The sequence below is a fragment of the Phycisphaerales bacterium genome (assembly GCA_020852515.1).
Taxonomy (GTDB): domain Bacteria; phylum Planctomycetota; class Phycisphaerae; order Phycisphaerales; family UBA5793; genus UBA5793.
In genome coordinates this window covers 60,054-84,484 of sequence record JADZAS010000005.1, presented here as the reverse complement: position 1 = coordinate 84,484, position 24,431 = coordinate 60,054, and the positions used below count along the sequence as shown (strand labels likewise).

27 protein-coding genes are annotated in these 24,431 nt (G+C 65.8%); 14 read left to right on the top strand and 13 right to left on the bottom strand.

Annotated features, from left to right (window positions below; genetic code table 11):
• Nucleotides 1-74: 74 nt before the first annotated feature.
• Nucleotides 75-1,241 (top strand): exo-alpha-sialidase, encoded by a 1,167-nt coding sequence (locus tag IT430_03210; GenBank protein MCC6906927.1) that lies wholly within the window; start codon nt 75-77, stop codon nt 1,239-1,241.
• 33 nt (nt 1,242-1,274) lie between these two features.
• On the opposite strand, the gene mtnA is transcribed toward IT430_03210, so the two are convergent.
• The 3 genes from mtnA to IT430_03195 all read right to left on the bottom strand — a co-directional run bounded on the left by mtnA (nt 1,275) and on the right by IT430_03195 (nt 4,106).
• Nucleotides 1,275-2,303 carry an S-methyl-5-thioribose-1-phosphate isomerase gene (gene mtnA / locus IT430_03205; protein ID MCC6906926.1) on the bottom strand — a complete coding sequence of 343 codons (1,029 nt, stop codon included), beginning with the start codon at nt 2,301-2,303 and terminating at the stop codon, nt 1,275-1,277.
• A gap of 55 nt (nt 2,304-2,358) precedes the next feature.
• A complete protein-coding gene (gene galE / locus IT430_03200; GenBank protein MCC6906925.1) occupies nt 2,359-3,363 on the bottom strand; it encodes a UDP-glucose 4-epimerase GalE in 1,005 nt (334 codons plus the stop codon).
• Between the two features lie 86 nt (nt 3,364-3,449).
• Nucleotides 3,450-4,106: a DedA family protein gene (locus IT430_03195; GenBank protein ID MCC6906924.1), complete on the bottom strand. Its 657-nt coding sequence runs from the start codon at nt 4,104-4,106 to the stop codon at nt 3,450-3,452.
• A 74-nt stretch (nt 4,107-4,180) separates the two neighbouring features.
• On the opposite strand from IT430_03195, the gene IT430_03190 reads away from it, so the two are divergent.
• The 4 genes from IT430_03190 (at nt 4,181) to IT430_03175 (ending at nt 9,510) form a co-directional block, all read left to right on the top strand.
• Nucleotides 4,181-4,816: a MotA/TolQ/ExbB proton channel family protein gene (locus tag IT430_03190; GenBank protein ID MCC6906923.1), complete on the top strand. Its 636-nt coding sequence runs from the start codon at nt 4,181-4,183 to the stop codon at nt 4,814-4,816.
• Nucleotides 4,817-4,829: 13 nt separating this feature from the next.
• Nucleotides 4,830-6,098, top strand: a complete 1,269-nt coding sequence (locus IT430_03185; GenBank protein MCC6906922.1) for a type II secretion system protein GspG — start codon at nt 4,830-4,832, stop codon at nt 6,096-6,098.
• A gap of 265 nt (nt 6,099-6,363) precedes the next feature.
• The gene (locus IT430_03180) at nt 6,364-8,421 is read left to right on the top strand and encodes a PQQ-dependent sugar dehydrogenase (GenBank protein MCC6906921.1); all 2,058 of its coding nucleotides are present in this window, start codon (nt 6,364-6,366) and stop codon (nt 8,419-8,421) included.
• Between the two features lie 297 nt (nt 8,422-8,718).
• On the top strand, nt 8,719-9,510 hold the full coding sequence (locus IT430_03175) for a hypothetical protein (protein MCC6906920.1): 792 nt from the start codon (nt 8,719-8,721) through the stop codon (nt 9,508-9,510).
• A gap of 103 nt (nt 9,511-9,613) precedes the next feature.
• Here the strand turns inward: IT430_03175 and IT430_03170 are convergent, their stop codons facing one another.
• The gene (locus IT430_03170) at nt 9,614-9,766 is read right to left on the bottom strand and encodes a hypothetical protein (protein MCC6906919.1); all 153 of its coding nucleotides are present in this window, start codon (nt 9,764-9,766) and stop codon (nt 9,614-9,616) included.
• Between the two features lie 85 nt (nt 9,767-9,851).
• Between IT430_03170 and IT430_03165 the strand changes: the two genes are divergently transcribed.
• Nucleotides 9,852-10,121 carry a hypothetical protein gene (locus IT430_03165; GenBank protein ID MCC6906918.1) on the top strand — a complete coding sequence of 90 codons (270 nt, stop codon included), beginning with the start codon at nt 9,852-9,854 and terminating at the stop codon, nt 10,119-10,121.
• A gap of 185 nt (nt 10,122-10,306) precedes the next feature.
• Here IT430_03165 and ispG read toward each other — a convergent pair whose 3' ends face one another.
• Nucleotides 10,307-11,602: a flavodoxin-dependent (E)-4-hydroxy-3-methylbut-2-enyl-diphosphate synthase gene (gene ispG / locus IT430_03160; protein ID MCC6906917.1), complete on the bottom strand. Its 1,296-nt coding sequence runs from the start codon at nt 11,600-11,602 to the stop codon at nt 10,307-10,309.
• A 107-nt stretch (nt 11,603-11,709) separates the two neighbouring features.
• Nucleotides 11,710-12,579: a class I SAM-dependent methyltransferase gene (locus tag IT430_03155; GenBank protein MCC6906916.1), complete on the bottom strand. Its 870-nt coding sequence runs from the start codon at nt 12,577-12,579 to the stop codon at nt 11,710-11,712.
• A 64-nt stretch (nt 12,580-12,643) separates the two neighbouring features.
• Between IT430_03155 and IT430_03150 the strand changes: the two genes are divergently transcribed.
• Nucleotides 12,644-13,936, top strand: a complete 1,293-nt coding sequence (locus tag IT430_03150; protein MCC6906915.1) for a hypothetical protein — start codon at nt 12,644-12,646, stop codon at nt 13,934-13,936.
• 78 nt (nt 13,937-14,014) lie between these two features.
• Here IT430_03150 and IT430_03145 read toward each other — a convergent pair whose 3' ends face one another.
• Both IT430_03145 and lpxA read right to left on the bottom strand, forming a co-directional pair.
• On the bottom strand, nt 14,015-14,869 hold the full coding sequence (locus IT430_03145) for an MBL fold metallo-hydrolase (protein MCC6906914.1): 855 nt from the start codon (nt 14,867-14,869) through the stop codon (nt 14,015-14,017).
• Nucleotides 14,870-14,953: 84 nt separating this feature from the next.
• Complete coding sequence (lpxA, locus tag IT430_03140; GenBank protein ID MCC6906913.1) at nt 14,954-15,793, bottom strand: acyl-ACP--UDP-N-acetylglucosamine O-acyltransferase; 840 nt, start codon at nt 15,791-15,793, stop codon at nt 14,954-14,956.
• 41 nt (nt 15,794-15,834) lie between these two features.
• On the opposite strand from lpxA, the gene lipB reads away from it, so the two are divergent.
• On the top strand, nt 15,835-16,575 hold the full coding sequence (lipB, locus tag IT430_03135) for a lipoyl(octanoyl) transferase LipB (protein ID MCC6906912.1): 741 nt from the start codon (nt 15,835-15,837) through the stop codon (nt 16,573-16,575).
• On the opposite strand, the gene IT430_03130 is transcribed toward lipB, so the two are convergent.
• Both IT430_03130 and IT430_03125 read right to left on the bottom strand, forming a co-directional pair.
• Nucleotides 16,547-17,218, bottom strand: coding sequence for a hypothetical protein (locus tag IT430_03130; GenBank protein MCC6906911.1), 672 nt, complete (start codon nt 17,216-17,218; stop codon nt 16,547-16,549). The two genes, lipB and IT430_03130, sit on opposite strands and share 29 nt — an antisense overlap.
• Nucleotides 17,219-17,307: 89 nt before the next feature.
• The gene (locus IT430_03125) at nt 17,308-17,895 is read right to left on the bottom strand and encodes a hypothetical protein (protein ID MCC6906910.1); all 588 of its coding nucleotides are present in this window, start codon (nt 17,893-17,895) and stop codon (nt 17,308-17,310) included.
• Between the two features lie 187 nt (nt 17,896-18,082).
• On the opposite strand from IT430_03125, the gene IT430_03120 reads away from it, so the two are divergent.
• Both IT430_03120 and IT430_03115 read left to right on the top strand, forming a co-directional pair.
• Complete coding sequence (locus IT430_03120; GenBank protein MCC6906909.1) at nt 18,083-18,436, top strand: helix-turn-helix transcriptional regulator; 354 nt, start codon at nt 18,083-18,085, stop codon at nt 18,434-18,436.
• Nucleotides 18,433-20,298, top strand: coding sequence for a hypothetical protein (locus IT430_03115; protein MCC6906908.1), 1,866 nt, complete (start codon nt 18,433-18,435; stop codon nt 20,296-20,298). The genes IT430_03120 and IT430_03115 overlap by 4 nt, the downstream gene beginning before the upstream one ends.
• Nucleotides 20,299-20,345: 47 nt before the next feature.
• Here the strand turns inward: IT430_03115 and IT430_03110 are convergent, their stop codons facing one another.
• A complete protein-coding gene (locus IT430_03110) occupies nt 20,346-20,861 on the bottom strand; it encodes a GNAT family N-acetyltransferase (protein MCC6906907.1) in 516 nt (171 codons plus the stop codon).
• A 72-nt stretch (nt 20,862-20,933) separates the two neighbouring features.
• Nucleotides 20,934-22,106: a chorismate synthase gene (gene aroC, locus IT430_03105; protein MCC6906906.1), complete on the bottom strand. Its 1,173-nt coding sequence runs from the start codon at nt 22,104-22,106 to the stop codon at nt 20,934-20,936.
• A gap of 77 nt (nt 22,107-22,183) precedes the next feature.
• Here aroC and IT430_03100 point away from each other — a divergent pair, with 77 nt between their 5' ends.
• The gene (locus IT430_03100) at nt 22,184-22,498 is read left to right on the top strand and encodes a hypothetical protein (GenBank protein MCC6906905.1); all 315 of its coding nucleotides are present in this window, start codon (nt 22,184-22,186) and stop codon (nt 22,496-22,498) included.
• Here IT430_03100 and IT430_03095 read toward each other — a convergent pair.
• Nucleotides 22,478-22,735: a hypothetical protein gene (locus IT430_03095; GenBank protein MCC6906904.1), complete on the bottom strand. Its 258-nt coding sequence runs from the start codon at nt 22,733-22,735 to the stop codon at nt 22,478-22,480. The genes IT430_03100 and IT430_03095 overlap by 21 nt on opposite strands.
• Here IT430_03095 and IT430_03090 point away from each other — a divergent pair.
• The 3 genes from IT430_03090 (at nt 22,730) to IT430_03080 (ending at nt 24,430) form a co-directional block, all read left to right on the top strand.
• Nucleotides 22,730-23,371: a redoxin domain-containing protein gene (locus IT430_03090; GenBank protein ID MCC6906903.1), complete on the top strand. Its 642-nt coding sequence runs from the start codon at nt 22,730-22,732 to the stop codon at nt 23,369-23,371. The two genes, IT430_03095 and IT430_03090, sit on opposite strands and share 6 nt — an antisense overlap.
• A 155-nt stretch (nt 23,372-23,526) precedes the next feature.
• Nucleotides 23,527-23,766: a hypothetical protein gene (locus tag IT430_03085; GenBank protein MCC6906902.1), complete on the top strand. Its 240-nt coding sequence runs from the start codon at nt 23,527-23,529 to the stop codon at nt 23,764-23,766.
• A gap of 103 nt (nt 23,767-23,869) precedes the next feature.
• Nucleotides 23,870-24,430 carry a hypothetical protein gene (locus IT430_03080; protein MCC6906901.1) on the top strand — a complete coding sequence of 187 codons (561 nt, stop codon included), beginning with the start codon at nt 23,870-23,872 and terminating at the stop codon, nt 24,428-24,430.
• Nucleotide 24,431: the final 1 nt, after the last annotated feature.

Genomic DNA, 24,431 nt, shown 5'->3' with positions numbered 1-24,431 from the left:
AACCGGGCGGCGATATGATCATGCCCTTGCAGTTGTTGGAAATGTCACCCCTGGCCATGTCCGGAGCACCCACGATGATCCGAAGAATTGTGTTCGGCCTCGCCGTAGCCGCATCGGCCTGGCAACCGGCGCTGGCGCAGTCTCACGAGCCGATTGCGCCAGGGAGCGATCAGGTACAGATCGTGACCTTCCCGCACCAGGCGGACCTGTGGGATGCAGCGCTCTCTCCCGACGGGCGGCTGCACGTCGTCTACTCCGTCAAGGCGGTGGGCCAGGGGCGGCGCGGGGCGTCGAGTCTCTTCTACGTGGCCACGAGAGATGCGAGCGGCGAGCACTGGCTCGATCCGAGACCGGTTCCAACCGGGGAGCTTCCCGCCACGGTGGGGGGCGAGCGCCAGCCGCTGATTGCCGTGATGCCGCACGATGTCGTGCTCGTCGCGTGGCCCAGCGGCGGAATGATCGGCGCTGCGCGAAGCGCGGATAACGGCGGATCGTGGGTCGCAGTCTCACCGCGCGATGCCAACGCGCCCGGCCACGCCGACACGATGACCATGGGCGCGAGCCCCGGCGGCCGTGTCGCGTTTGCCTGGACGGACACGGCGGTGATGGGTCGCGGCGGCGATGAACTGGCCGCGCCACTGCACGTGGCGATCTCCACCAACAGCGGCGCGACGTACGCCGCGCCGACGGCGATCAACACCGATCTGCCCGGTGCGTGCGTGTGCTGTACGCCTGATGTGGCGTTTGACGACTCGGGCAATCTCTGGGTGGCGTACCGCACGAGCAGCGAGAACATCAAAGAAATCTGTGTGGCGCGCGTGGGCCTGGACGGGGCCGTCACCGGCGTCATCGTGAGTCGCGACGAGTGGCATCTCAAGGGCTGCCCGATGAACGGGCCTGAATTGGCAGTGAGCGGCGACGGCGGCAAGGTGAGCGTCACGTGGACGCGCGAGGCGCTGATCCGCGGCGCCACCAGTAGCGACGGCGGGCGGCAGTTCGGGCAGGTCTTCGACCTCGGCGCTGGCAGGATGCACAACGGCGCCGCGCGCGGCGGGGCTTTGCGCATCAACTGGGAGTCGGGCGGCGGCCTCATCGTGGCCGATCCGGCGCAGCGCGAGCAGCAGCAGGCCCTGCGCGTGAGTCGCGGGGCGACGATGCAGGTTACCGCCGACGGCCGGACGCTGCTCGTGACGGCTGCGGCGAAGGATGAGTCACCCGCGCCGGAGGAGCCGCATCACTGACTGGCGCAGCGGCGGCCGGCTGCTGAACTGGTGTTAGCCGAACTGTGCGGCGATACCCGTTCGGTCGACCGGCCGGATCACGCCGCGCTCGGTCACAATCGCGGTGATGAGTTCGGCCGGCGTGACATCGAACGCGGGGCTGAAGACGCGGGCCTCATGCGGCGCCGTGCGGCGGCCGAAGCCTTCGGTGACCTCGTCGGCGGCGCGATGTTCGATAGGGATGTCGGCGCCGCTGGGGCAATTGAGATCGATCGTGCTGGTGGGCGCGGCGACGACGAACGGGATGCCGTGGTGCCGCGCGAGCACGGCCACGCCGTAGGTGCCGATCTTGTTGGCGGCGTCTCCGTTGGCGGCGATGCGATCGGCGCCGGTAATGACAGCGGTGATGCGCTTCTGGGCCATGGCCGTGGCGGCGGTTGAGTCGGTGATGATCGAAACGTCGATCCCGGCCTGGCCGAGTTCCCATGCCGTGAGTCGCGAGCCCTGCAACAGCGGCCGCGTCTCGTCGGCGAGCACCGTAATGGGCAGGCCGAGTTCGGCAGCGCGGTACATCGGCGCGGTGGCCGTGCCGATGCCGCCCGTGGCCAGCGCGCCCGCGTTGCAGTGGGTGAGCAGGTGGAGGCGGTCGCCCGTGAGTTCCCGCAGCAGGTTCAGGCCGTGCTCGCCGATGGCGCGGCAGGCGGCGCGGTCTTCTTCGTGTATCGCCACCGCTTCGGTATGCAGATGCGTGCGCAGGTTTGCGTCGGCGACACTGGCGGCGGATGCCTTGAGGCGCTCGATGGCCCAGAAGAGATTGACCGCAGTGGGGCGGCTGGTGGCGAGATGCGCGGCGGCGGCAAGGAAGCCCGCGCGGGCTTCGCGCTGCTGCGCGCCGATCACGCAGCCGTACGCCGCGGCGATGCCAATCGCCGGCGCGCCGCGCACGCTCAGGCGCCGGATCGCCTGCCAGACGCTCTGCACATCGCGGCAGTCGAGCCACTCGGTGCTCGCCGGCAGTTGGGTCTGGTCGAGCAGGCGGAGGTGGCCAGTAGTGGCGCTTCCGACCCACTCGATATGTTTCACAGGCTCGTGCATGGCGATGGCGCAACAGGGGCGCGTGTCAGTGAAAGTCGGACGATCAGTCCAGACGCCCGGCGTAGCCGTTGGGATGGCGCGAGTACCAGCCCCATGCAGAGGCGATGATGTCATCGATTTCGGTGATCTTGGCCGACCATCCGAGTTCTCGCCGGATGCGGCTCGGATCGGCGAACAGCCGCGGCGGATCGCCGGGGCGCCGGGGACCCTCGATCACCTTGATCTTCTTTCCCGTGACGCGCTGCGTTGCGTTGATGATGTCGCGCACGGAGTAGCCCTTGCCGATTCCCAGGTTGAAGACGAATCGCTTGCCCGGCTGGAGCCGATCCATGCAGAGGATGTGCGCGTCGATGAGGTCTTCGACGTGGATGTAATCGCGGATGCACGTGCCGTCGGGCGTGGGGTAGTCGGTGCCGAAGATCTCGACATGCGGCCGCAGACCGAGCGCCGCCTGGAGGATGATGGGAATGAGATGCGTTTCCGGGTCGTGCGCCTCGCCGATCTCGTGCTCGCGATCGGAGCCGGCGACGTTGAAGTAGCGCAGCACGGCGCAGGAGAAGTCGGGATTGGCGCGGCTGTAGTCGGCGAGCACGCGCTCGACGAAGTACTTCGACCAGCCGTAGGGATTGATGGGCTGCTGCGGGCAGTCTTCGCTGATGGGGATGTGTTCGGGCCGCGGCTCGCCGTAGGTCGCGCAGGTGCTCGAGAAGACGAACTTCTGCACGCCGACGATGCGCATGGCGTGGAGGAGTTCGATGGCGTGCGCGGCATTGTTGCGGTAGTAGCGCAGGGGATCATCGACCGACTCGCCGACGTATGCGAGCGCGGCAAAGTGCATGACGCAGTCGATGGCGTTGCCGCGCAGGATGCGGGCCATGTGCCGCCAGTCGCACAGTTCGTGGACGACCAGGGGCGTTTCGCCGGTGACCGCGGCGCGGAAGCCGCGGCTGAGGTTGTCCACGACCACGACTTCGTGCCCCGCCCGGCGCAAGAACTTGACGGCGTGCGAGCCGATGTAACCAGCCCCGCCGGTCACCAGTACGTTCATGAGTTCCTCCGCACCCGATGCCGAAGGTCCATCCAACCCGCCGCACCGGTAGTCCCTCGTGTGCGCGAGCCCGGCCGGCGCCGGCCTCAGTTTAGCAACTTGATGACGAGGAAACCGCCGACCAGCAGGGCGGTGAAGACAATGCACAGGAGGTTGAAATACCGGTCGATGAAGGGCAGGGCCCGCGGGCCGATCGCCCAGAACACGCCGGCCACGGCGAAGAAGCGCAGGCTGCGCCCGACGATGCAGGCGATGGTGAACACGAGCAGGTTCATCTTCGCAAAGCCGGCGGTGATGGTGAGCAGTTTGAAGGGGATCGGCGTGAGCGCGGCGACGAACACCCAGATCTCGCCGCGCGCGTCGAATTCGCCCGCGAGCCAATCGATGCGCTCCTGCGTGATCCCCGGAATATGCAGCGCCAGATCGATCAGCGCGTAGCCGATGACGTAACCGAGAAACGCCCCCAGCACGCTGGCCACCGTCGTGACCGTCGCGAACCACATCGACTTCCTGCGGTTGCCCAGGCACAGTGGCCCGAGGAGCACGTCGGGCGGAATAGGGAAGAAGCTCGATTCGGTAAAACTCAGGATGAACAGCGCCAGTGTCGAGTGCCGGTGGTGCGCGAACGACAGGACCCAGTCGTAGAGGCGCCGGTGCAGAGCCCAGCGCGGCACGTGGACGACTGCGGCGGCGGCGGCGGAATCCCCCGGGTTCGCAGTGAGGGTGGCTGGCGGATCGGGCATGGCCGGATTGTATCGACGCTTTCCATGCGGCTGCTTTGCCGACTTGCCCGCCGGACGCGTCGTATCATCCGCGGATGCCCAGTGGCACGCTCGAATCACTTTCGTCGGTCATGGTGCGGGGCGGCTGGGTCATGTGGCCGCTGCTGCTGCTCAGCGTCGTTTCCGTCACGTTGTGCATCGAGCGCGGCTGGTTCTGGGTCACCTTGCACAGCCCCGGCCGGCGGCAGCGGCTCAATCGCCTCAATACCGCCCTGCGCACGGGCAACCGAGCCGAGGCCGAGCGACTGGCGCAGCGGGCTGGGCGCAGCGTCTACGCCATGCTCGCGTCGCGGCTGCTGGGCGAGAGCGCCAGCGACGCGGTGGCGATCGAGTGCATCGAGGAACTGCGTCCCGCGGTCGAGCGGTTCATGCCCACGCTCTCAACGATCATCACCGCGGCGCCTCTTCTGGGGATTCTCGGCACGGTGACGGGGCTGATCAGCAGCTTTGAACTGCTCGGCACTTCGCAGATGATCACCGACCCGCGCGAGATCTCCGGCGGCATCGCCGAGGCGCTGATCTCTACGGCGGCGGGATTGATCGTCGCGCTGGTCACGCTGTTTCCGTACATGATTTTCAAGGGACAGGTGGAGCGGGCGTATCGTCGGATGGAATCCATCATCGCCGCGGCCCAGCACGGCCTGACCGGCGCGGGCGGCGCGACCAAGTGACGGGAGCAGAAAAATGACCCTTCGAAATCGTGTGGCCGCCACCTGTATCGGCGCGCTGGGTTGGTTTGCCTGTCTCGCGGCGCCGGCAGCGGCGCAGGATGCCGCGTGGAGCGGCTCAGGACCATACCTGCGCGTCGTGGATGTCGACGACACGCACATGCGTCTTGACATCGCCGTGCGGCTGTTCGCGCCGGCGCAGGGCGAGGGTCCGACGGTCGCGCTGGCGGGCGCCATGCACATCGCCGAGCCGACGTTCTATGCGCTGCTCCAGCAGTTTCTCGATGCCCAGGATCTCGTGCTCTTTGAAGGCGTCAAGCCGCGCGGCACGGGTGGGATGGAGGCCGCTGACGACCCGACGCGCGTGCGGCGCACGGAGTCGGCGATCCGCTTCATCGCTATCATGGCCGCGCGCCAGCACAAGGCGGCGGGAGCGTACCCGGCGAGCATCGACGATCTGGTCAAGGCGCTCGAGGCCGAAGGCGGCGAGCAGGCGACGTGGGTGCGCTCGTCGATGAACGACGCATGGGGCCGGCCGCTGCTCTACTCGGCAGGGGATGATGCGATCGAATTGCGCAGCCTCGGCGCCGATGGGCGCGAGGGCGGTACGGGCTTTGACGCGGACCTGGCGCTGAGCGACCAGACGCCGCTGACGGCCGCGGAGACGGGCGACGACCCCGGTCTGCAATCGCGCATGGCGCAGGCGCTGGGGCTGGCGTTCCAGCTCGATGCGCTCCATCACGACGGGCCGACGTATCGCAACAGCGATCTCACCATCGATCAGGTGCAGGAGCGCGTGGCGGCGGCGGGTGGGGATGCGTCGTTTCTCTTCAAGATTCTCGATGGATCGTCATTTGCCGGAATGGCGGCGCGCGTCGTCGTGGGCATCATCGAAAAGGTTCCGACCATGAAGGCCATGATGAAGGTCATGCTCGTCGAGACGATGCGGGCGACCGACATCGAGAATCTCGCCGACGGCAAGGGACTCCCGCCGGGCATGGCCGAGATGATGCGCGTCATCGTGGTTGATCGCAACAAAGTCGTGATCGAAGATCTCAAGGGCGTGCTGGCCGCCGAGGATGTGCCGCAGTCGATCGGCATCGTCTACGGCGCCGGGCACATGGGCGACATGGAAAAGCGGCTGGTGGCTGAGTGCGGCTACCGGCACGTGGGCGGTTTCTGGCTGCCGGCGATCACGGCCGATCTGGCCGAGGCGGGCATGGGTCGCGCCGATCTGGAGCGCACACGCAAGATGCTGGAGATGATGCAGGGCGGCGGGCGGTAAGGCTCGACGCGGCGCAACGGCTGGCATTCTGCCGGCAATGCTGCAAGACGGCGCGCGGCCGCCGACATAAGTGTGCGGACGGGCGGCCTGCGCATCATCCCTGATTCGTGGGGGCGGGTCGCCCTCCGATTGATTCCCGGGGCACAACTGAGTGAAGACGGCTGACGCGCGCAGGGCGAACCGGTGCGCTGCGCGATCCATCTGCCGCGATCGGGGTTTCACATCCGTGAGCCTGCTGCAACTTCGAGAGAAAGGGAACGCCAACATGACACTGCTCAACCGACGACATCCGCTGACCATCGTGCGCCGCGTGGCGACGTCGATGGTCGTGCTTTGCGCCTGCGCCTGGTCGCACGCGCAGGTGCTGAACTTCAATCTGACGCTGGACGGCTCGCAGGAGGTGCCGCCCGTGGACACGATGGCGACGGGGCTGGGTACCGCCACACTCGATCTGTCCAACAACCTCTTCTCGTGGAACTTCTCCTACGAGAACCTGAGCAGCGGCGAGACGGCCGCGCACTTCCACGCGCCTGCGGCACTCTGCCAGACGGCCCCGCCTTCGATCACCCTGCCGCTGGGCAGCCCGAAGGTCGGTTCGCAGGTGGTCACCAGCCAGCAGCGCGACCAGATCATCCAGGGCCTGTGGTACGTCAACGTGCACACGAGCAATCACCCTGGCGGCGAGATCCGCGGCCAGGTGGAGCCTGAGCCGATCAGCGACCCGCTGCCCGGCCCGATTCCGCTGAGCGGCCATACCGTTCGACTCGAAACGGTGGCGGATGGCATGACGGCGCCCAACTGGGCCGCCCCGGCCCCCGGCATCGCGGGGCGCCTGTATGTCAGCGATCAGACCGGGATCATCTGGAACGTTGATCTCTCGACGGGCGCCAAGAGCACCTTCCTCGACGCCAGCAGCCGGCTCGTGCCGCTGGGCATCTTCGGCCAGGGCACGTTCGACGAGCGCGGCCTGCTGGGCGTCGCGTTCCATCCCGGCTACGCGAGCAACGGGCTGCTCTACACCTACACGTCCGAGCCGTTTGACCCGAACGGCCCGCCGGCCGACTTTTCGACGATGCCCCAAGGCACGGACCCTAACCACCAGACGGTGATCATCGAGTGGCGCGTGAACAACCCGACCGATCCGAACGCGACGGTCGATCCGAACAGCGCCCGGGTGCTCATGCGCATCGATCAGCCGCAGTTCAATCACAACGGCGGCTGCGTCAACTTCGGTCCTGACGGCATGCTCTACATCTCGCTGGGCGACGGCGGCAACGCCGACGACCAGGACACGGGCATCGATCCTTTCGGCGTCATGGTCAAGGGCCACGGCTGCAAGGGCAACGGGCAGGACAAGAACACCATCCTCGGCTCGGTCGTGCGCATCGACCCCCAGGGCAACAACTCCGCCAACGGGCAGTACGGCATTCCCGGCGACAATCCGTTCGTGAATGCCGACGGTCTTGATGAACTCTTCGCGTACGGACTGCGCAACCCCTTCCGCTTCTCGTTCGATTCAGTCAGCGGCGCGCTGCTGCTGGGCGACGTGGGTCAGAACGACATCGAGGAGGTCAACATCATCGAATCCGGCCGCAACTACGGCTGGAACCTGCGCGAGGGCACGTTCCGCTTCGTGCGCAACGGAGCAAGGTCGGGATACGCGGCCGATCCGGACGGCATGATCGACCCGGGACTCACCGACCCGATCGCCCAGTACGATCACGATGAAGGCATCTCGGTCATCGGCGGCTTCGTGTACCGAGGCAACGCCATGCCCGCACTCAATGGAACGTACATCTTCGCTGAGTTCGGCCAGCAGTTCAACAACGACGGCCGTCTGCTGCACCTGGATGAGAACAACGGCATCCAGGAGTTCCGCATCGCGGGCGGCGGCGAGGTGGATTTCTTCATCCTCGGCATGGGCCAGGATGCCAACGGCGAGATCTACGCGCTGGCCAACAACACCGGCGTGCCCTTCGACACGACGGGCAAACTGGTCCGGATCAGCCCGCCGCTGTCGCTGGCGATCGGCGGCACGTGCCCGGGCATGATGACGGCGACGGCTGGCGGCGCCACGCCCGGCGGGCGCGTCGCGTTCATCCGGGCCACCGGCACAGGCAGCCAGCGCATCCCGCAGGGTAATCCTTGCGCCGGCACGACGCTGGGTCTGGATCGCACCGCGGTGCTCGTCGCCTCGCCGACGGCCAACAACCAGGGCCAGGCGAGCATCAGCGGCAACGTGCCTCAGAACGCCTGCGGCAACGTGTTCCTGCAGGCGCTGGACATCCAGACCTGCACCACGTCCAACGTGGCGGGGTTGTAAAACGATCCCGAAGCGGTTCCGCGACGTAACCACCACCGCCCTGGCAGGCACCGCCTGCCGGGGCGGCTTGCTTTGACGCGAGGTAAAAACACACAATCTTCGTACTTCTTGCCCGAATCTAACTCGTCCCGACCCCGAAATCGTGTACATTTTGGGCACGTGGCTAACCCCGACCCAATGGGAAGCAGCCTGAGAACCGCGCGCCTGTCGGCGGTGTCTTCTGGCGGTCGCGACGGGCTGTGTACGCCCGTGTCGTATGTGGCTTCGGCCGAGTCGGGATTCAAGAAGGAGGATCTCATGAAACTGCGTCGTTTGATGGGGCTGCTGGCGGTGTGCACCTTGGGGGGGGCGCTGACGGCCTCTGCTGATGTGATCAACTTTGACGACCTGCAGGGGCAGGCGCCGGTGCCGCCGGGTTACGGCACCGTCGCGGACTGGGGCGATTTCACCTACTACGACGCCTCCCAGCCGCCCTACAACCCCAATTCGCCCCCGTGCAGGGTCTACAGCTACTCGCTGCAGACGTTCAAGTTCGGCCGCGACGTCGTGGTCGAAGGCGCCTACTTCTCGGGCTACGGCACGAACCGCGGCTTCCGGCCCATCGGCTTCACGCTGTACAGCAACAACGTGCTCGTGCATACGAGCGCCACGCTCGATCTTGGCGACGGCTCGGGTCCGACCTGGCTCGCAACGGGTTACTCCGGTGTTTGCGACACCGTCGTCCTCACCGGTTCGCCAGGCTTCTACGTGATGGATGATGTGACGTTCCACGAGGCGGGCGGCTATCGCCTCACCGTTCGCGGCACGTGCCCCGGCACCCTGACCGTCGAGTGGAACGGCGCGACTCCTTCGGCCCAGCAGGGACTCGTCTTCGGGCAGTCTGAAGGCAGCACGACTGTTCCGAACGGCGCCTGCCAGGGCACCATGCTCGGCATCCAGGGCCAGGTGCGCCTCGTGAACTCGTTCGGCACCGGTCCCAACGGCAGCGGCACCGTTTCAGGTAATGCAGGCACCAGCGCGTGCGGCCATTACCTGCAATTGATCGAAGTGCCATCATGCTCGACCAGCAACGTGGACAACATCCCGTAACCGCGGAAGGCAATCTTTGCCTCAAGAGCCGCCCCGGGGAGTTCGCCGGGGCGGCTCCGTTTTTCCACGCCCACGATGAGGCTCTGCGAATCGTGGGATGCGTTCAGTCTCTGGGATCGCCGGCGCGCCAGACCCATGCGCCCTGCCGGGCATGATCAATGATGTAGCGCTCGACATTGGACAGATGCGACTCATCGCGCACCGGATCCACGCCGATCTTGCGCTGCCAGAGTGATCCCGGGATCTCGGCTCGCAATCGGGTGCGATGACTTGCGCTTGGCGTTGCCGACGACCTTGCGAAGTGCGGCTTCGTCGACGGCCGCACTCACAAGCAGATGAGCATGATTGGCAACGACCGCGATCGCGCGAACGTGCAGCCCCTGCTCGTCCAGCGAATCGCGCAGGCACTTGCCGGCTGTCACGCGCTGCGAGCGATCCAGACGTACGGCGTCTTTGTGAAGCGCGGATTGAACAGCGAGGTTGAGGGCTTGATGTTCGTGGGGCGGCGGCGGGTTGCGGTAGTCGCCCGAGGAGTGGATGCGATGATCGTGATCACGAAAGCCGCGAGGGTGCCGGGCAGCCAGGTGCCGAAAGTGTTGAACTCCACGTGAAACCAGTGAAGCGGAGGAGACATGGGCGAGGGTAGAAACCGATTCTGTAGCGGAAAAGTTTCGAAGTTCAGGAAATGCACCCCACGATTCGCTTGAAGACTCGCTCATCGTGGGCGTGTGGCGCGACCACGCCAACAATGAGGCTCTGCGAATCGTGCGATGCGTTCCAGCGAGAATCGCGCCCTTTACTGCCCGTCCACGGTCAGTTGCACGCCGCTTCCGGTGCGGTTGCGGGCGATGATGTCCACGCCGCTGCCGAGTTCGCCGATGGGGTCGGGGGGGATGATGTCGACGACCTTCTCGCCGAGTTTCGCTTCGCCGCGCTGGACGCGCGCCTCGAAGACCTTGCACTCGTGAAGCAGGCGCTCGAGGATTTCCTCTTCGGGAATGTTGGCGACCTTCTCACCCTGCACGTAGATGATGCCGCGCCGGTCGCCGGCGAAGATGGCGACATCCGCGCCTTCCGCTTCGCCCGGCCCGTTGACCACGCAGCCCATGACGGCGATCTTGATGGGCAGCGCGATCTCCTCGGCGAGCTTGCGGCGAACATCCTGCACGAGCTTGTAGAGATCGACCTGGATGCGGCCGCACGTCGGGCAGGCGATGAGTTCAGCGCCCTTGCGCTCGCGCAGGCCGAGGCAGTAAAGCATCTCCAGGCCGTCCTGCACTTCGAAGACGGAGTCGTTGGCGTAACTGATGCGGATCGTGTCGCCGATGCCGTTGGCCAATAGCGTGCCGATGCCGATTACGCTGCGCACGGCCCCGGTCTCGCGCGGGCCGGCGTGGGTTACGCCCAGATGCAGCGGGTAGTCGAAGCGCTCGCTGATAGCGGTGTAAGCGTCAATGACCACGGCCGGGTCGATCGACTTGGCGCTGATGACCACGTCGTGGAAGTCGCGAGACTCGAAGATCTCGAGGTACTCTTCGAGCTTGGCGATCATGATGGCGATGAGCCGGCCGTGCTTCTGGTCGGAAAAGAACTCGCCGAGTTCCTTGAGTCGCTTCTGCTTGTCCTTGCGCTCGATGATGGAGCCTTCGTTGACGCCCACGCGGATGGGCAGCCCGCGCTCCTTGCAGGCGTCGATGACGGCGTTGACCTGGTCGCGGTCGGAGATGTTGCCGGGGTTGAGGCGGATCTTGTGCACGCCCGCCTCGATGGCTTCGAGGGCCCGCTTGTAGTGGAAGTGCACGTCGGCGACGATGGGCACGCGCGTCTGATTGAGAATCTCAGGCAGGGCCTGCGTGTCGACTCGCTCGGGCACGGCGACGCGGACCATGTCGGCCCCGGCCGCGGCGAGGCGGTTGATCTCGGTGACGCAGGCGTCGATGTCGTAGGTGTAGCCGGCGGTCATGGTCTGGACGGAGACGGGAGCCGGCTCGGTGGGGCGGCCCTGGGCATCGGGCAGCCCGCCGCCTATGCGGACGATGCCGACGCGCTCATCGCCGACGCTGACAAGCCGGGTTGGACGACGCTTTTGCATGGCGGGATTGTAGAAGGGTCAGGCGAGAAGGCGGGGACGCGGAGCGGGTTTGCATCGGTCGTCTCGTTCATCGGCAATTGATACGGCTCGTGACCGAAGCTGGTGGACTAGCGCGGCCGCCGGGCCACGAGCCACATGTTGTCACTGGTTGGAAATCGGTCGAGTGCATTGAAGCGGAGGATGTCGAACTTGGCGTCGCGGAGCATGCGCGCGAGCGTCGCCGGCGTGAAGTAGTTGACATGGTGGGGCAATCGGTAGCCGCACCAGCGCAGGCCGCGCACGGAACGGTTGACGCAGCCGTGGTTGGGCGCCTTGATGATGAGCGGCGCGCCGGGACGAAGCTTGGCAAACGCTCGGCGGAGTACCGCCGCAGGCTCGACTTCGTGCTCGAGGTAGGCATACATGACCATGCCGTCGAATGAAACATCTTGGAACGCGTCGAGGCTGGCGAGAGCGGGCGCGGAGAACGCGCGGCCGCCGCGCGCGGCAAAGAGGGCATTGGCTCGCGTGGCGGCTGCTTTTTCGATTTCGATGCCGAACGGAATGACCGCGGCCGGAAAGCGCTCGGCTCGGTGCCCGACGCCGCAGCCGACATCGAGCACAGTGCCGCGCGGGATGTAACGCTTGACGAGCGCGGTGAGCTTGTCGCGCGGCTTGATGGCGTCGCGCACGCCGTGCGTGATTTTCCGGGCTGCGGTCAGCACGGGTTCGCGCTTCGCCCGCCTTTGTTTTTCTTCACGCCACGACCGCTGCCACGCGGCTGAGTCGTCGCTGAGCAATTCGTACGTGGGTGCGTTTTCGAGGTAGACCATCGAGCAGGCGGCGCACTGACGGATGTGCCATGGCAGCGATGGGAACAGGGCGGGGGCGCCGGCGTTGTCCTGGCCGCAAAGGGGGCAGGTGCGGTGCATCAACTGCCCGTGGAATGAGGCGAAACCTTCGGCGAGGTCGGATTGGAGTTGGGTGATTATGCGCATGATCGGTGTCGGGGGATGCTAGGGCGGCGGGCATTGAGATGGCGTCGTGGTACGATTCTCCACCATGGGACTCGACGGCGTTGAACTGGTCATGCTGGTTGAGAGCGAGTTTGGCATCACCCTCTCAGATCGGGAGTGGACGCTGATCGCAACGGTCGAGGACATGGTTTGTGCGATCGAAGCGAAGACTGCGGATGCATCGAACAAGAAACGCGCCGAGGAGCGGTTCACGGGATTGACGAGCGAGCGACGTCGCGACCGCATTCGTCAGCAGGTGCCGCTGTTTTACCGACTCCGTCAGGTCCTGTCCGATTCCGTGCTGGTCGAGAAGCGATTGATTCGCCCGGATACGGAATTGTGCCGCATAATCCCGAGCGATCAGCGAGTAGCCGTCTGGCAGGACTTGAGAGATGCGGGCTTCGAGCTTCCCCCGTTGGGATGGTCCTGGTTCGGACGACTCCTCTTTCCAGTTTCATGTCTTGCGGTTGTGGTTCTGGCTGTCGGGATCGCCATGCAGTTCGCGATGTCGCCCGAGTGGGTGATCATCCTTGCTTCGCCGATGCTGCTGGTTGGTTGGCTAACAGTGATCTTTGGTCTGCGCTGGATGGGGCGAGTCGGAATGCTCTCACGATTGTGTGGCATGATCCCGGCGTATTGCGCGACGCCGGCGCGCATTATAGAACACACGGCGCGATCTACTACGTCATCATCTCGGTCTAGGCTGAGTGAAGTGGGCGTGGACGATCAAGAAGTACAAAGCGAAGCCGTTAGCCTCGCGGCTCAGGCGCTCTGTTCGCGAATGGCGGCCATTGTCCAGATTGAACCATCCACGCTGCTGCCCGACACTCGGCTCGCTGACATCATCCCCGCCGACAATCGTTTCGCGACTTTCGGCGAGCTGCGCGCGGGAGGTATGCCTGTACCGGAACTCGAATCGACGACTTGGGGCCGAATCGTTGCCGCGGCGATGACAACCATCGCAGTAGTCATCGCATGTGGGTTCTTTGTACTGTTGAATATTGGTGCCCGCCGACTCGGAGCGCCCTTGTTATTGCGGGCGGCAATGGACGGTCTCCTTCTCATGTTGGTGGTCGCTGTTGCGGTGTCGGCTTGGGAGATCGTTCTCGGTGTTGCCGGACGGCGTCAGAGCTGGAGACTCCACGGCGGCATTCCTCGCGAATGGGAGACCATCGAGCGCGCGGCGATCTGGCTCGCGATGTGCGAATGGCCCGCAAGGGCGGATGATCCCGATCATGTGAGGATTGTGCAGCGCGTCCGCGAACTCATCGCAGTGAATTCTGGCACTCCTGTCGAGGAGATCAGACTCCAGTCGCGACTCGCCGATCTGCTTGACTAATCGGGAAACGTCCTCTGCGGCCCCAGAGTTTGTGGCACGACATTCGTCCTCGCTCGCGCGTCGGGCTGGTCGCGTTGATCATTTCGTGCTGGCGATCGATGCGTTCGTAAACAGGCACCGATCCGGTCGCTGGGCGGTCGTCGTTTTCAGCCGCATCCAGGGAGTGGGGCGGTCGTGCGTTGAGATCACGAGTTTGTCGCGCAGTTGCGGGGCGGCCTCGTAGATTTCCTCGACGCGCTTGGGGTCGTTGCACTGGCGCGACAGGTGGAGCAGGCAGATCGTCTGCAGGCGCGACGTGGTGGCAATGCGCTGCACCGCCTCGAAGGACTGTTCATTGGAGAGGTGGCCGCTGCCGCCCATGATGCGGCGCTTGAGAAAGATCGGCCGGTCCGACTCGCGCTGCATCACGGGGCAGTAGTTGCTCTCGAACGCGAGCACATCGAGATTGCTGAAGTGGTCATACAGGTCGTCGGGAACCTTGCCGAGATCGGTGGCGAAGCCGATCGAGCCCGCCTGCGAGTCGAAGCGGTAGCCGACCGTGCCGTGCTCGTCGTGGGCGAAGTGCACGGGACGGACGCGCACGCCTTCGGCCAGATCAAACGTGGTGTGAAAGCAGTCGCAGCGCATCACAGTGGCCCCGGCGCGATGGGCGTATGGCCGATGGTGCCGGTGGAAGCGCAGCGTGATGCCGTACTTGCGGCTGGCGTTGATCCAGCCCTGGTAGAAGTGGTCTGAGTCGAAGTGGGTGATGAGCGCGGCCTGCACGTCGGTGAGGCGCAGGCCGACGTGCCCGAGCCGGCGGCCGGTTTCGCGCGGGCTCAGGCCGAGATCGATGAGCGTGACGGTGCGCTGCCCGGCGGGGTCTTCGCACACGAGCACGCTGCAGTTGCCCGTGGACCCGCTGCCGAGGACGCACAGAGACATCCTTGTCATGTGGCGTGTCCTCCGTGGGTGCAGGGTACTCGGCGGGGCGGTTGTGTCAACCGGAAACGGCCCCGATGTCCGAAGATATGGCCATTAATCACTCAGCGCCGCCACGCCGTCGGCTTCGGTCATTTCGCGCGAGGTTTTGCCCGCTTCGAGTTCCGCGATCGGTCCGGCGTGCGTCTGCAGAAACGCCAGCGTCTCCGCGACGACGGGGGATTCAGTCGCTCGCTCTCTGAGCGTTTCGACCATGGTCGGTCGCGTGTTGCGCGAGAGAAAGAGCGTGCGGAAGATCCACTTGACCTGATCGATCTCGTCGCGACTCATGCCCGAGCGGCGCAGGCCGACGATGTTGATCCCGCCGACGGTGCGCAAGGATCGCGAGATCATGAATGGAGGGACGTTTCGCGTGATGCCGACCGTGCCGGAGACGAAGGCCAATCGCCCGACGGCTACTTTCTGGGCGACGCCCCCGCAGCCCCCGAGATTCACGCCGTCGTAGATCACCGCGTGACCGCCGACGAGCGCGTTGTTGGCGAAGATGCAGCGATTGCCAACGCACGCATCATGCCCCGCGTGCGAGCCCACCATCAGCATGTTGTTGTTGCCGATGCGCGTGGGGACGGTCTCGGAAGTCGCTCGGTGGATCGTCACGTGCTCGCGGAGGATATTGTCGTTGCCGATGACCGTGCCGGCCCCGGCTCGCGACGGGTCGAACTTGTAATCCTGCGGCTCAAAGCCGATGCAGGCGAAGGGATAGAAACGGTTGTTGGCGCCGATGGACAGCGGGCCGCGCAGGAAGTTGTAGCCCATGAGGCTCGTGCCCGGGCCGATGGTGATACGGCCTTCAAGGCGGCAGCCGGCGCCGATTTCGACGTCGTCCGCCAGTTCCACCTCAGGTCCGATGACCGCGCTGGGATCGATTCGTTTCATAGCCTGAATCGTAGTCGCGCAGGTTCGCTCTACAATCGACCGTGCCGGTGCAGGCGGGCAGCGCGGGAGCCGAACTGGAGGTCATCGACCTCGGGCGGATGCGCTACGCGCAGGCGTACGAAGAGCAGCTCCGCCGGCGCGATGTCCTGCTGGCGGCCCGGCAGCGGGGGCAGGCGGATGCGCCGATGTTCCTGCTGCTCGTCGAGCATGACCCCGTCATCACCGTGAGCCGCCGGCCCGGCGCAGGGGGTCACCTGCTCGCGCCGCCGGGCGAACTGGCCCGGCTGGGCATCGAGGTCTGCGAAACCGATCGCGGCGGCGACATCACCTACCACGGGCCCGGCCAACTGGTCGTCTACCCCATTCTTGATCTGCAGCGGCTCGGGCTGGGAGTGGCGGCGTACCTGCGCTGGCTTGAGGGTGTCGTCATCGCCACGCTGGCGCATTTTGACGTGCAGGGGCATCGGGACGCGTGCGCGACGGGCGTGTGGGTCGGCGGGGCGGGCGAAGGCGAGTTATGCACGGCGGGCGGCGGCGGGGCGAAAATCTGCGCCCTGGGCATCCGTGTCGGACGGTGGATCACCATGCACGGCCTGGCGCTCAACGTGTCGACGAACCTCGAGCACTTCCGCACCATCGTGCCCTGCGGCCTGATGGGAAGGTCGGTGACAAGCCTGCAGCAACTGCTCGGCCCTGCGGCACCGCCGATGGATGAAGTGAAGGGCGCCATGGCGGCAGAGTTCAGAGCGGCACTCAAGGCGCGGGCGGCGCCGGCTCGCTGACCTGCACCGTGGCGCCGGCCTTATCCGCGATGCGCCGCTTGAGGCGCGACTCCATCGAGGCATCGCGCGCGATCGGCTCCCAAAACTGAGCGGTCATGCCGCGCTCGCGCAGCGACGGGTCCACGGTGACGCTGCTCTTGCGCACCGCCATCGTGGGCACCTGCAGGCCCGGCCGGTGCGAGCGCTCGACGAAGCAGCGGACGTTGACAACGAGCGTGCCGCGATGCTCCGCCGGGATGAAGAACGGCTCGGCGGGGCTGACCTGGCCGAAGGGGGGCAGCGTATCCGGGCCGGTCTCGGCCGCGACGCCGCCGACGGGTTCGAACTCGATGCGCACGATCCGCCGCTGGTACTGCAGTGTTGATTCAACCGCCTGGGCGACGTTTGAGTTGTCGCCCTTCCACGGTTCGAGGAAACTGCTGGCCGACCGCGGCCGGGTGGTGATGACGCCCAGGCGCCGATCGATGCGGTCGAGCAGGAACTGCTCATCGCGCAGTGCCTGCACAGTGGCGTCGAATGCGGCGTCATAGTTGGCGGGGCGGACTTCGACGCGGGTGGGCCCGCGCGAAGCGCAGCCAGCCGCGCCGGCGGCGAGCAGCAGCAGCAGGGCGATGGCGAGAAGGTTGAGCGGCCGGTTGTCCATCCGGCACAGCATATGCGGGGAGAAGCGGCGAGGCATCGAGGAGGCCCCGTCACCCCCTCATCCCGTCACCCGTTCACCCCATCACTCCCTCACGCACCCGGTTCCTCCATCGCGGCGCGGAGCACGTCGATGAACCCCTCGGGCATCTCCCGCCCGAGGTCGCGCAGTGCGTGCACGTGGCGCCACGACTGCTCGTACTTCTCCATCTGGCAGTAGAGCACCGCGAGGTTGCGGTGCACGCCGGTGTCATCGGGGTCGGCGGCGAGAATCTGCAGGTAGAGCGACTCGGCCTGTTCAAGTTGGCCTTTGCTCTGATGCTCGATCGCTGCGGCGAACAGGTCGCGGTGGGCGCGCGGTTGATCGACAAAGCGCACGTCGCGGATGATGATCTCGCGCGGCTCGGCCGGCGCGGCATCAGCCGCGGTTCCATCAGACGATGCGAGTCCGGCCCGGGCGAGCAGGCTGTTGAGATCGCCCGCGCCCGCCGGGAGTTGTTTGGCGATGTCAGAGTTCATTTTGGCTCCGGCCGCGCCGGTGAGCAGGCCGAGCGCTGCCTGCGGTCCCAGACCCTTCTCCCGCAGCACGAGCAGCGGCTCAACGAGGCGCGCCGCCCCGTAGAGCGAGACGCAGGTCATGGCGAGGTACAGAGCCGGCTTGATCTTGCGGAATCCACCCATGCGGCCAGTATCGAGCGGGCCGCGGCGGTTGTTGAGCACACCCCGCCCCCGGCCGCAGTCAAAGCACCGGGCAAGCCCGAACAGCCGTCAGAGCCGCGTCGGAGAATGGTCCGAAAAGCCCCCCCAGGCGCGCTGGACCAATTACTATGTGACGCATAGTATGTGAGGTCCAACAGGAGAAGCGGCGATGCGGATTGAAAGCGAACTCATGCGCGGCGCCGGGCCGCTGGCGGTGCTCAAACTCCTCGAGCGGCGCGAGATGTACGGCTACGAACTCGTCGAAGCCCTCTCGCGGCAGACGAACGGCGTGCTCGACATGGGCCAGTCCACGCTCTATCCGCTGCTTTACAACCTCGAGGCCAAGGGGCTGATCGCCGCGGAGTGGCGCGAGGCGGATTCCGGGCGTCAGCGCAAGTACTACCGCTTGACCGGCGCCGGGCGCAAGCGGCTGGCGCGCGATGCGAAGCAGTGGGCGGCGCTGAGCGGCGCAATGGCGGCGCTGGGGATTGCGCCGAGCCCGCGCGCGGAGGCCGTGCTGTGAACGCGCGGCAGGATTCGACGGATTCGCTGTGGTGGAAGGTGTTCTTCACGCCGGTGGGGCCGCGGCTGGTCGTGGGGCGGCGGTGGCCGGGATTGCCGAGACGGCGGCCATCGGCCGGTGCGCTCATCGACGCCTCCGATGTGCCGCAGGCGCTGCGCGATTTCGTCAGGACACTGGTGAAACGAACCCGCCTCTGGCGGCAGGAGAAGGCGGATGTCGCGCGCGAATTGATCGCGCACTTCGACGATGCGCTGCAGCGCACGGCGACGGCAGATGAAGTGGTGCGGGAATTCGGCGACTCGCGCTGCGCCGCGAAACTCATCCGCCGCGCCAAGAAGCGCCAGAGGCCGCTGATCTGGCAGGCGTGGCGGCGAGCCGTGCAAGCTGCTGAGCTTGCCGTTGCGCTGGTCGTCGTACTCTGGATGGCGATGGTCGCTCGGTATTATGCCGGTGCGCCGGAGATCAGCCGGAACTTCACGGCCGAAGCGAATGCGTCGATTCTGGCTTTGCCGGAGAGTGAGTGCGGTTGGCCGCATTATCGCGATGCGCTGCTCTCGCTCGAAGCGCCGCCGCCGACGTCTTCCGATGGCCGCTCGATCGTGTCGCCGCAGGATGCGGGCTGGCCCGCCATGGTCGCCTATCTCAATGAGCATCAAAATGCGCTCGAACTGGCGCGTCGAGGAGCGGCACGCCCCCATCTCGGAGTTCCCTTGACCACTGATGATGCGGGGCTGCGGACGCACCTGGCGATGCTCACAGGCAGGCAGTCGAGCAGTGCGGACCAGGAAGACCAGATCTTCGGATGGGGTTCACCGATGGGGGTCTCCGAAACGAGGCCGCTGACGCGCCTGCTGCTGGCCGATGTTCGCCTTGCGGTTGCCGAAGGTGATGCCTCCCGCGCCCGGTCTGATCTTGTGGCGTTGATGGACATGGCATCGCAGTTTCGCGAATCGCCGATGTTTGTCGCGGAGATTTTCGCCCTGGATGTGCTTCTCTCCGTCTCGCGCGCCATCGATGAAATCCTTATCGAATCGCCCGCCGCGTTTGACGAAGCGCAACTGACCGGGTTGGCTCATCGTTTCGCGACGTTTTCCGGCGGAGGGCCGATTCGACTGCGATTTGAAACGCACCGCGCGTATTTCCAGGACATGATGCAGCGCCTCTACACCGATGACGGCGATGGCGATGGCCGACTGACAGACGCAGGTATCAGACTGCTGCTTCAACTGGGGCCGGACGTACCGTTGATGGAACGAAGCAAGGGCAAGGGCGCGCTGGACTTGCTCAAGGCGCCGTTGGCGGCACAGCTCATCGGCAGCCGGCGCGAGGTGGTGGAGGAGTTTGAACGGCAGCTGGCAAAGATGAACCAGGAAGCGGCGATTCCCATGTGGCAATGGGAAACTGTTCCCGGCAATGCCTTTGAGCAGCAACTGGCGGACGAAGCGTACTACCGCAAGTACATACCGCTGTATGTGCTTCTGCCGGCGGTGGGCCGCGCTGCAACTCAGGCAGAAATAGTCATGCAGCGGCGCGACGCCACACTCACGGCGATTGCACTCGAGCTCTATCGCCGGCGAAATGGGGTCTACCCGCAGTCGCTCGACCAACTCGTGCCAGAACTGCTCCCCGCGGTCCCAGCTGATCGCTTCGATGGTCAGCCGCTGCGCTATCGCTTGAGCGACGAGGGACCGCTGCTCTACTCGATTGGTTCTGATCGCATCGACGACGGTGGCAAGCCGGCCGAGACGGAATATCAACAACTGAACGTGCCGCGGTATTCGTGGAGGATGCCGAATCCACCAATGCACGTCGACTGGATCCTCTGGGATGGGCGGCGCTCACAAAAGGACTCAGATCAGTAGCGTGGATGCGCGGCCCAGCGCTCCACGCGCCTGAGCCGTCCGTCTGCTCAAAGGTCTCGCGTCACTTCGACAGCCGCCTCGCGGAACGCCACGCCTTTGAAGAAGTCGCGAGCTCGGGTATTGCTCGCCGCCACGAGGCCGCGCAGGTGCACGGCGCCGCGGCAGCGGGCCCACTGCGCCACGTGATCGATGAGCAGCCGGCCGACGCCCGCGTTGCGCAAATCCCGATCGACGCAGATGTCGTGCACAAAGACGTGGGCAGGAGACCAGAAGTGCGGAGCGGCCGCGTAATGCTCGGCGATCGTGTAGCCGACGAGACGCTCCCCGGCGCCGGGCTGCATCTGCATGGCCACCAGCGCGAGCAGGTCGCCGGCGGGATCGACCCGGGAGAGCCAGTCCCTGTACACCGACTCAATGTCGTTGGGCAGGTAGAAGCGGCTTGGGTCATAATCAAGATGAGCCGTCGCTAGCTCTCGAGCCATCGCCGCGATGGCCTGGGCGTCCTGCGGGCGCGCGGGCCGCACGTCGATCGATGCGCAGGAAGTGTCGGCAGCGCTGTGCATGCGGTTCTCCGTGACGGGGATTAGCGCGGAATGGTGCGTTTAGCAGAGCCTCCGCCGCACCCTACATGCGTCTCACTTCAGCGGCAATCGTTTCGCGTGATCGAGGTAGGCGTCATAATTGGCCCGCATCTCGATGAGCGAATCGCCGGCAAACTTCTCGCGCAGCACCCGGGCCACTTCGAATGCGATCACGTTTTCCATCACGACGCTGGCGGCGCTCACGGCGCAGATGTCGGAGCGCTCGTACTGACTCATTTCAGGCTGCTTGGTGTTGAGATCGACGCTGGGAAGGCCGCGCAGGAGTGTGCTGATGGGCTTCATGGCCCCGCGGACGACGATGGGCATGCCGTTGGTCATGCCGCCTTCGAGCCCGCCGGCGTTGTTGGTCGGGCGCGTGAAGCCGAGCGACGGTTCGCTCTTTCGAGATGCGTCATGCTCGATGGGATCGTGCACCTGCGAGCCGAAGCGGCGCGTGGCTTCGAAGCCCAGGCCGATCTCGACGCCCTTGAAGGCCTGGATGCCCATGACCGCGGCGGCGAGGCGCGAGTCGAGCTTCTCGTGCCAGTTCATGCACGAGCCCAAGCCGATGGGGCAGCCGAAGACGTGCGCCTCGACGACGCCGCCGACGGTGTCCTTTGCCTTCTTCGCTTCGTGAATGGTTTCGATCATCGCCTGGCTTGCGGCGTCATCGGGGCAGTAGACCTCGCTCGCATCCCGCTTCCGCCGCCACGCGTCAAGTTGATCGCCAGCGATCGCGGCGTCGGTGGTGATGGCATGAATCGAGCGCACGAAGCCGAAGGTCTCGATGCCGAACTCGCGGAGCAGGCAGCGCGCCAGAGCGCCGGCGGCGACGCGCGAAGCCGTCTCGCGGGCGCTGGCGCGCTCGAGCGTGTCGCGGCAGTCGGTGGTGAGCCACTTGACGCTGCCCGCCAGGTCGGCGTGCCCGGGCCTGGGCCGGTGCACGGCGGGGGTTTTCGTCTTATCATCGAGACGCGAATCGCGGTTGGGAATCTGCATGACGACGGGCGCGCCGGTGGTGACGCCGCGGCGCACGCCGGCGAGCATGGTGACGGCGTCGGACTCGATGCGCTGGCGGCCGCCGCGGCCGTAGCCGCCCTGGCGCCGATGCAGTTCGGCGTTGATGAAATCGACATCCACGGCCAGGCCGGCGGGCAGGCCATTGACCAGCGCGGTCAGGGCCGGGCCGTGTGATTCTCCGGCGGTCTGGCAGGTAAGGTCAGCCATGGGTTGAGCATAGGCGAGGGCGGGTGCAGGGTGACTTCCCGATGGCGGCTGGGGCGCGGCGGCGTTATGATGGGGCCATGGCTACAGCCGTTCCTCCCTTCACCGTCGGACAGCACGTGCGGGTGACGCAGCAGATCCCGCAAGGCGAGGCGACCTGGACTACCACTGTCGAGGGTGAGGTGGTGGCCTATCGGCAGGCGAAGACCGGCTCGTGGTTTGCCCACTCCAAGGACGACCGGCTGTGGCTCGACCGGCTTGAGCTTCGCCGGCGCGATGGCGAGATCGTGGTGTGCAACCTCGACCGCTTCAGCCGGGTGGATGTTCTCGGCGGTGCGCCTGCGCTGGCGGCCAGCGGCGAGGCCGCCGGATCGTCAAGACCTGATGAAGAATAACCACTTGTAGTAGAGCGACTTATGCGAGCCGATGGCCCGCTGCGGCGGCGCGGCCGTGGCGGTGAATGTCGCGATCTTTCCGCTTTTCTTGTGATCCCGGCGGTCCGATGAGCGGTACAACAGCAGCGGCGAGACCGTCGCAGACGATCGGGTCTGCGCGGTTCCCACCCGGCCATCCGGCATCTTTCGGGCGGCAACATCCATCAACACAACAACGAAAGTGGAGAAGCCATGCACACGCGGAATCGGTTGAGTCTCTGGACCAGTGTCGGCCTCGTGGCCCTGCTCGGAATGACTGCGGCGATGATGAACCCGCCGGGGGCGGCGAGCGGCTCGCAGCAGCCGGCGGTGATCGGGCAGGCCGCGCCTGATTTCACGCTCAAGGACGTGAACGGCAAGGAGCACAAACTCAGCGACCTCAAGGGCAAGAACATCGTGCTCGAGTGGATCAACCCGGGCTGCCCGGTGTGCAGGCGCGTGATGGCCAGCGGCCTCGTCGAGCAGATGCGCACCGAACTCAAGGCGATCGACAAGGGCTTCGTGCACCTGGCCATCAACAGCACCAAGAACATGACGGCGCAGGACAGCGTCGATTACCTCAAGAAGTACAAGCTGGCCGAGGACATCCCCGCGCTGGATGACAGCGAAGGAACGGTTGGCAAGTTGTACGGCGCCAAGACCACGCCGCACATGTACGTCATCGACTCCAAGGGCGTGCTGCGCTACTCCGGCGCGTTTGATGATGATCCAAACGGCCGCAAGACCGACCGGACGAACTACGTCGTCAACGCGCTGCGGCAGATCGTCGCGGGTGAGACGGTGACGCCTGAGAAGACCACACCCTACGGCTGCGGCGTCAAGTACAAGAACTGATCGCTGGGTACGAGTCTGATGCGACCGAACGCAAGCCCCCGCTCGATCTGAGCGGGGGCTTTATCTCGCGCTTCGGCGCTCAGGGAGGCCCGAAACGGCGGGCGGGCGGTTCCCAACAATTCTCTGGCGGGGCAATCCGCCGAAAGGAGACGGCTGTGGGTCAGGGTTCGACGGGAAACGTGATTGCGGCTGTGTGTTCGTTCTTCGTGCCCGGCCTGGGCCAGCTCGTGCAGGGGCGGCTGCTGGCGGCGGTGCTCTACTTCCTCTTCGCGGCCCTGCTCTGGCTCGTGCTGCTGGGCTGGCTCGTGCACCTCGTTTCCATCCTCGACGCGGCGCTCTACGTGCCCCCGCTCGCCCGGCGGCGCAACGTGCAGGTCCGCTGCGCGGCAGGTTGAGCGGCCCTTGCCGTACTTTTTTTCGGGAATCTGGCGAGAATCCAAACCGCGCCCCGGGGCAAGTGCGTCATGATTGGTGACACACACCCGCTGGAGGCGCGCCATGGCGAGCGACATTCACCTTTCGCTGCTGGACCGAGTCAAGATTGCCTCGCCGTGCACCGCGAAGTGGGAGGACATGGCCGGCGACGACGTGACGCGGCACTGCAGCCAGTGCAATCTGGATGTGCACAACCTCTCAGCCATGACGCGCGAGCAGGCGGAGTCGTTTCTGCGCGAGCACACGGGCGGCGGCCGGGTCTGTGGCCGCATCTTCCGCCGCACTGACGGGACGATCCTGATGAAGGATTGTCCGGTCGGGCTGGCGGCCATTCGCGCTCGGGCGCGGCGAACAGCCGCGCGCGTGGCGGCGGCCCTGGCGGCGATGGTCTCAGCGACTGCATTCGCGCAGTGGCGAAGCGGTCAACATGAAGAGTATCCGCTGAGCAATTGCGCCAGCGTGCGCGACTTCAACTTGTTTGACAGAATTCGCAGCTGGGTGCGATCCGCGCCGCCGCAACAGGTGAGCGGCGGAATGTGGATGGGTGCGATCGCGCTGCCGGATGTGCGCACGTGGGGCGAAACACTGACGAATACTCCCGACGGTAAACGAGGCTTCGAGTAGC

What these genes read in the sequence shown, in the direction of transcription:
- IT430_03210 (MCC6906927.1), top strand. Translation starts at nt 75, where the DNA reads ATGATCCGAAGAATTGTGTTCGGCCTCGCCGTAGCCGCATCGGCCTGG.
- galE (MCC6906925.1), bottom strand. Translation starts at nt 3,363, where the DNA reads ATGAACGTACTGGTGACCGGCGGGGCTGGTTACATCGGCTCGCACGCC.
- IT430_03195 (MCC6906924.1), bottom strand. Translation starts at nt 4,106, where the DNA reads ATGCCCGATCCGCCAGCCACCCTCACTGCGAACCCGGGGGATTCCGCC.
- IT430_03190 (MCC6906923.1), top strand. Translation starts at nt 4,181, where the DNA reads ATGCCCAGTGGCACGCTCGAATCACTTTCGTCGGTCATGGTGCGGGGC.
- IT430_03185 (MCC6906922.1), top strand. Translation starts at nt 4,830, where the DNA reads ATGACCCTTCGAAATCGTGTGGCCGCCACCTGTATCGGCGCGCTGGGT.
- IT430_03180 (MCC6906921.1), top strand. Translation starts at nt 6,364, where the DNA reads ATGACACTGCTCAACCGACGACATCCGCTGACCATCGTGCGCCGCGTG.
- IT430_03175 (MCC6906920.1), top strand. Translation starts at nt 8,719, where the DNA reads ATGAAACTGCGTCGTTTGATGGGGCTGCTGGCGGTGTGCACCTTGGGG.
- IT430_03165 (MCC6906918.1), top strand. Translation starts at nt 9,852, where the DNA reads ATGATTGGCAACGACCGCGATCGCGCGAACGTGCAGCCCCTGCTCGTC.
- ispG (MCC6906917.1), bottom strand. Translation starts at nt 11,602, where the DNA reads ATGCAAAAGCGTCGTCCAACCCGGCTTGTCAGCGTCGGCGATGAGCGC.
- IT430_03155 (MCC6906916.1), bottom strand. Translation starts at nt 12,579, where the DNA reads ATGCGCATAATCACCCAACTCCAATCCGACCTCGCCGAAGGTTTCGCC.
- IT430_03150 (MCC6906915.1), top strand. Translation starts at nt 12,644, where the DNA reads ATGGGACTCGACGGCGTTGAACTGGTCATGCTGGTTGAGAGCGAGTTT.
- IT430_03145 (MCC6906914.1), bottom strand. Translation starts at nt 14,869, where the DNA reads ATGACAAGGATGTCTCTGTGCGTCCTCGGCAGCGGGTCCACGGGCAAC.
- lpxA (MCC6906913.1), bottom strand. Translation starts at nt 15,793, where the DNA reads ATGAAACGAATCGATCCCAGCGCGGTCATCGGACCTGAGGTGGAACTG.
- IT430_03130 (MCC6906911.1), bottom strand. Translation starts at nt 17,218, where the DNA reads ATGGACAACCGGCCGCTCAACCTTCTCGCCATCGCCCTGCTGCTGCTG.
- IT430_03125 (MCC6906910.1), bottom strand. Translation starts at nt 17,895, where the DNA reads ATGGGTGGATTCCGCAAGATCAAGCCGGCTCTGTACCTCGCCATGACC.
- IT430_03120 (MCC6906909.1), top strand. Translation starts at nt 18,083, where the DNA reads ATGCGGATTGAAAGCGAACTCATGCGCGGCGCCGGGCCGCTGGCGGTG.
- IT430_03110 (MCC6906907.1), bottom strand. Translation starts at nt 20,861, where the DNA reads ATGCACAGCGCTGCCGACACTTCCTGCGCATCGATCGACGTGCGGCCC.
- aroC (MCC6906906.1), bottom strand. Translation starts at nt 22,106, where the DNA reads ATGGCTGACCTTACCTGCCAGACCGCCGGAGAATCACACGGCCCGGCC.
- IT430_03100 (MCC6906905.1), top strand. Translation starts at nt 22,184, where the DNA reads ATGGCTACAGCCGTTCCTCCCTTCACCGTCGGACAGCACGTGCGGGTG.
- IT430_03090 (MCC6906903.1), top strand. Translation starts at nt 22,730, where the DNA reads ATGCACACGCGGAATCGGTTGAGTCTCTGGACCAGTGTCGGCCTCGTG.
- IT430_03080 (MCC6906901.1), top strand. Translation starts at nt 23,870, where the DNA reads ATGGCGAGCGACATTCACCTTTCGCTGCTGGACCGAGTCAAGATTGCC.